We start from the raw sequence: 5,262 nt of genomic DNA on the forward strand, positions 1-5,262 counted from the left end.
AACGGCATGGTGTGGCGCCGCGCGAATACGCGTGCCAGCGACGTCTACAGCCTCGCGAATCAGACTGAACTGTTCGGCGAGTTCAAGACCGGCTTCCTGAAGCACAGCTTCACGACCGGCCTCGAACTGTCGCGCGAAACCAGCGTGAACGATTCGTACACCGTGGCTGCGGCCACCGGTGCGATCTGCAAAACCAGGGGAATCGGTGCGGCGTCGGGTTATAACTGCACGAGCCTGTGGTCGCCGAATCCGAACGACCCGTGGACCGGTTCGGTTAGCAAAGCGAACGATCCGAGCGAGCAGCGCACCACCACCAAATCGCTGTACGCGTTCGATACGATCGAACTCACAAAGCGCTGGCAAGCCAACGTCGGTTTGCGTGTCGACGATTATTCGACCGATTTCCGCAACACGGTTGCCAACGGCGGCAAGCGCACCTCACGCGACGACACGCTGTTCAACTATCAGTTCGGTCTCGTCTTCAAACCGGCTTCGAACGGCAGCGTGTATGCGTCGATTGCGACGTCGTCGACGCCGGCCGGCGCCCTGCTCGGCCAGGGCAGCGAAACGCAATCGCTGACGCCGGGCCGCGGCGGTGTCGGTGCGAACGCGGATCAGCTCGCCCCGGAAAAGAACCGCAGCGTCGAACTCGGCACCAAGTGGAATGTGCTGAACAATCACCTCTCGCTGACGGGCGCGCTGTTCCAGATCGATACGACCAACGCCCGCGTCACGCTGCCGAACAACGAATACGCAATGGTCGGCAACAAGCGCGTGCAGGGCTTCGAATTCGGCGTAGCCGGGCAATTGACGAACAAGTGGCAGGTGTTCGGCGGCTACACGTACATGAAGAGCCAGTTGCGCGACAACGGCAAGACCACCTCGGATAACGGCCATCAGTTTCCGAACACGCCGAAGAACAGCATCAGCCTGTGGACCAACTACGACGTATTGCCGAAGTTCACGATCGGCGGCGGCGCGTTCTACATGTCGCAGGTGTACGGCGACACGGCGAATCTGCGTGCGGTGCCGTCGTACTGGCGCTTCGACGGCATGGCGACGTACCGGGTCAACAAGAAGGTCGATCTGCAATTGAACGTGCAGAACATCTTCAACCGGACGTACTACGACCAGGCCTATCCGGCGCACTACGCGTCGATCGCAGCCGGCCGTTCCGCCTTCCTGACGCTCAACGCGCATTACTAGGCACGGCACGATGGAACAGGTGACGCTGAAGGCACTGGCGAGCGTGTCGCATGACGAGCTCGCCGCGATTCTCTCCGGGCCGCCCGCCAAAGCCGCCGCGTGGGTGGCAGCGGCCGCGCATAACGGCATCGTCGACGCGCAGGCGGTGTACGGCCAGTATCTGCTCGACGGTCACGGCGTGGAACGCAATGCCGAAGAAGCGCTGACGTGGTTCAGGCACGCGGCCCGGCGGGATCATCCGATGGCGATGAACATGCTGGGCCGATGCTACGAGCACGGCTGGGGAACCACCGCGTGTGCGCCAGTGGCGGTCTACTGGTACCGGCTCGCGGCGCAGGCGGGACTCGATTGGGGCATGTATAACTATGCGTCGGCGTTGGCACTCGGCAATGGTGTGGAGTGCGATCGTGAGCAGGCGCTGCATTGGTTCCGGCGCGCCGCCGAAGTGGGCCACGTGAAGTCGCTCAACTTTATCGGCAGCTTTTACGAGGACGGCTGGGAAGTCGATGCCGACCTCGGCATCGCGCTCGATTATTACCATCGCGCGGCAGTTGGCGGCGACTTCCGCGGCCAGTTCAACTACGCGCGGCTACTGGCCGGGTGCGGCGAGATCGACGCTGCGCTGACATGGTTAGGGCGTGTGCCGCACACGGCAACTATCGCGTTCGTCGCGAAGATGCAGGCGTGGCTTGCCGCTTCGCCGATTGATGCATTTCGGGCACTGGCTGAGCGCCTGAATGCAGACCTACCTGCGCACATAGCGACGAAAGTTCGCGCGGGGCACGAATAGAAGCGCGAATTCAGACATGGACCCAGACATGAATACAGCCACCACTGCAGGCGCGATGATGCTCCACACGCAGGAGTCGCGCGCATGATGCTGCATCTGCAGGGCGTACTCAGCAAACAACAGGTCGCGCAATGCCGCGAAATCCTCGACGCGGCGCAATGGATCGACGGCAATGCGACTTCCGGTGCACAGTCCGCGCAGGCCAAGCGCAACCAGCAGTTACCCGAAGGCTCCCCCGCCGCGCGCGCGGTGGGCGATGCGATACAAGACGCACTCGGCCACAATCCGCGTTTCTTTTCCGCCGCGTTGCCGCTGAAAGTCTTTCCACCGCTCTTTAACCGCTATGCAGGCGGCGACGGTTTCGGCACGCATGTGGACAACGCGATCCGCCAGTTGCGCGGCACAGACTTCCGTATCCGCAGCGATCTGTCGGCCACGCTCTTTCTGGCTGAGCCGGATACCTACGACGGCGGTGAACTTTGCGTCGAAGACACCTACGGCGTGCATCGCTCGAAGCTGCCGGCCGGCGACATGGTGCTCTACCCCGCTTCGAGCCTGCATCACGTGAGTCCCGTGACGCGTGGGGTGCGGGTCGCGTCCTTCTTCTGGATTCAGAGCATGGTGCGCGACGGCGGCGAACGCGCCATGCTGTTTCAACTCGACAACGACGTGCAACGTTTGGCTGCCGAAAAAGGTTCGAACGATGCAACCGTGGTAAGTCTCACCGGCATCTATCACAATCTGCTGCGCCGCTGGGCCGACGCCTGATTGAGCGGACTCCTCGTCCCGCACAAAACAGTCTTTCTTTTTGCACCCAGAAAGAAGGCACGTCCGTGTATTTACTTTCCTCTTAGTTAAGCGCAACGTGCGTGGTTGATGCGCGCCACTGCATCTTTAGCGGCGCTCGCCACGATTCGATCGGATTCACCGTGACTCACAACCGGGTCATGGCAGACCCCGTTGTGCCGCGCCGATATACCGTTGCATTCGCAACGGCACCGAAATTGCTGAGTGTGATGAGTTAGACCGCGACGCTTCGGATGCCGACGCATTGGTTACCCGCACGTCCGTTACCCGCAAGTCGCCAGCCTGCATTGACCTTTCAATGGAGCCAGCAGACCGTCATGTCCACGAGAAACAAGCGTCAGGATTCGGGCGACGAGCCCGCCGCCACGCCACCCCAACCGTCACGCCGCCGCTTTCTGCAATCGGCGGCCGCTGCTGCCACGGTCGGCGTGGCGCCGCATCTGCGCGCGCAAACACAAACCCCGGCCGCGCCGCCCGCCGAAGTCCATGCACCTGTGCCGGCCCGCCCGGTCACGCTGACCGTCAATGGCCGCGCTTATACGCTGCAACTCGAGCCGCGCGTGACCTTGCTCGATGCGCTGCGCGAATACGCGGGACTGATGGGCACGAAGAAAGGCTGCGACCGCGGGCAATGCGGCGCATGCACGGTGATCGTCGACGGCCGCCGCATCAATTCCTGCCTGACGCTCGCCGTGATGCACGAAGGCGAGACCATCACGACGGTTGAAGGACTCGCCAGCAACGGCGTGCTGAGTCCGATGCAACGCGCCTTCATCGAACATGATGCGTTCCAGTGCGGCTACTGTACGCCCGGGCAGTTGTGTTCCGCGACTGCCCTGCTGAACGAATTCCGCAACGGCACGGCCAGCACCGTGACCGCCGATGTCCGTAGCCGTCCGCCACAACTTTCCGACGACGAAATCCGCGAGCGCATGAGCGGCAATATTTGCCGCTGCGGCGCGTACGTGAATATCGTCGCGGCGGTGCGCGCCGTGCATGAGGGCGGCGGGCAGAACAGCGCAAGCGCCAGCAGCAACGGCAACGGCAACGATCACAGCGTCAACGCCTGACGGAGCGACCAGCATGGATGCGATCTCTTACGAACGCGCTGGCGACGTCGCCGGTGCCGTGCGCGCAGCACAGCAACTGGGTGCGGTATTCATCGGCGGCGGCACCAATCTGCTCGACCTGATGAAAGGCGGCGTAGCGCGACCGATGCGGCTAATCGATATCACGCACATCAGCGGGCTCGATACGGTCACGACGCTGCCGAATGGCGGCATCCGCATCGGCGCTCTGGTGCGCAATAGCGATGCGGCCAATCATGCGCTGGTGCGCGAACCATACCCGTTGCTGTCGCAGGCATTTCTGGCGGGTGCCTCGTCGCAATTGCGCAATATGGCGACGGTGGGTGGCAATCTGTTGCAGCGCACCCGCTGCGGCTACTTTTACGACACCGCTTTCACTCAGTGCAACAAGCGCATGCCCGGCAGCGGCTGCGCGGCCCTCGACGGCCACAATCGCACGCACGCGATTCTCGGTGCGAGTCCGCAATGTATCGCCGTGAACCCGTCGGATATGAGCGTGGCGCTTGCAGCGCTCGACGCCATCGTGCGGGTGAGCGGCCCCGCAGGCGAACGCACCATTACGTTTGCTGACTTTCATCGGCTTCCCGGTGAGCGGCCCGATGTCGATACGACATTGCAAGCGGGTGAGTTGATTACCGCTGTCGATTTGCCGCCACCTTTGTTCAGCGCGCACTCCCACTACCTGAAAGTGCGTGACCGCGCCAGTTACGCATTTGCGCTGGTCTCGGTCGCAGCGGCTTTGCAGATGGACGGCAACCACGTGACAACCGCGCGCATCGCGCTAGGCGGCGTCGCCCACAAACCGTGGCGCGCAAGCGCTGCCGAGCAAATGCTCAACGACCAGCCGCTCACGCAAGCGAGGCTGCACAACGCCGCTGCCGCCGCACTAAGCGATGCCAGGCCGCTGCATGACAATCGTTTCAAGGTGCAGCTCGCGCAACGCGCGATTGTGCGTGCAGTGAACCAGGCCGCGGGCCGCGCCGGAGGTGTCGCATGAATCTGATCGGTCAACCGCTCGACCGCATCGACGGTCTGCTGAAAGTCACCGGCGAAGCACGCTATGCCGGCGAGTTTCCCGAAGCCCGGCTCGCGCATGCGGTGCTCGTCACCAGCACGATTGCGCGCGGCACGATCGCGTCGATCGATGCAAGCCGCGCGCAGGCGCTGCCCGGCGTGCTGCTGGTGATGACGTACCAGAACGCACCGCGCCTGCCGAACGGCGGCAAACCCGCGTTGGCGCCACCGGCCGGCCGCCGGTTGTCGCTGCTGCAGGACAACCAGATTAACTACAACAACGAGCCGGTCGCGGTGGTGGTCGCCGATACGCTCGAACATGCCACCGACGCAGCGCACCAACTGCGCATCACCTAT

At 63.1% G+C, this 5,262-nt stretch carries 5 protein-coding genes and 1 pseudogene; all 6 read left to right on the top strand.

Annotated elements, in window-relative coordinates:
• Nucleotides 1–1,206, top strand: a 1,206-nt coding sequence (locus VFE81_RS25245) for a TonB-dependent receptor (RefSeq protein ID WP_325047194.1), incomplete at its 5' end; no start/stop codon positions are given.
• Between the two features lie 10 nt (nt 1,207–1,216).
• Entirely contained in the window at nt 1,217–1,996 is a 780-nt protein-coding gene (locus tag VFE81_RS25250; protein WP_325047195.1) for a tetratricopeptide repeat protein, read from the top strand.
• 84 nt (nt 1,997–2,080) lie between these two features.
• Entirely contained in the window at nt 2,081–2,764 is a 684-nt protein-coding gene (locus tag VFE81_RS25255) for a Fe2+-dependent dioxygenase (protein ID WP_325047196.1), read from the top strand.
• 356 nt (nt 2,765–3,120) lie between these two features.
• Complete coding sequence (locus VFE81_RS25260) at nt 3,121–3,873, top strand: 2Fe-2S iron-sulfur cluster-binding protein (RefSeq protein ID WP_325047197.1); 753 nt, start codon at nt 3,121–3,123, stop codon at nt 3,871–3,873.
• Between the two features lie 13 nt (nt 3,874–3,886).
• Nucleotides 3,887–4,888 carry a xanthine dehydrogenase family protein subunit M gene (locus VFE81_RS25265; protein WP_325047198.1) on the top strand — a complete coding sequence of 334 codons (1,002 nt, stop codon included), beginning with the start codon at nt 3,887–3,889 and terminating at the stop codon, nt 4,886–4,888.
• A pseudogene (locus tag VFE81_RS25270) lies at nt 4,885–5,262 on the top strand (xanthine dehydrogenase family protein molybdopterin-binding subunit); the annotation flags it as partial. The gene VFE81_RS25265 and the pseudogene VFE81_RS25270, both read left to right, overlap by 4 nt.

This window comes from Paraburkholderia sp. (genome assembly GCF_035656215.1).
Taxonomy (GTDB): Bacteria; Pseudomonadota; Gammaproteobacteria; order Burkholderiales; family Burkholderiaceae; genus Paraburkholderia.

Excerpts from the sequence above, each read along its gene's own strand:
- VFE81_RS25250 (WP_325047195.1), top strand. The coding sequence starts at position 1,217 with ATGGAACAGGTGACGCTGAAGGCACTGGCGAGCGTGTCGCATGACGAG.
- VFE81_RS25255 (WP_325047196.1), top strand. The coding sequence starts at position 2,081 with ATGATGCTGCATCTGCAGGGCGTACTCAGCAAACAACAGGTCGCGCAA.
- VFE81_RS25260 (WP_325047197.1), top strand. The coding sequence starts at position 3,121 with ATGTCCACGAGAAACAAGCGTCAGGATTCGGGCGACGAGCCCGCCGCC.
- VFE81_RS25265 (WP_325047198.1), top strand. The coding sequence starts at position 3,887 with ATGGATGCGATCTCTTACGAACGCGCTGGCGACGTCGCCGGTGCCGTG.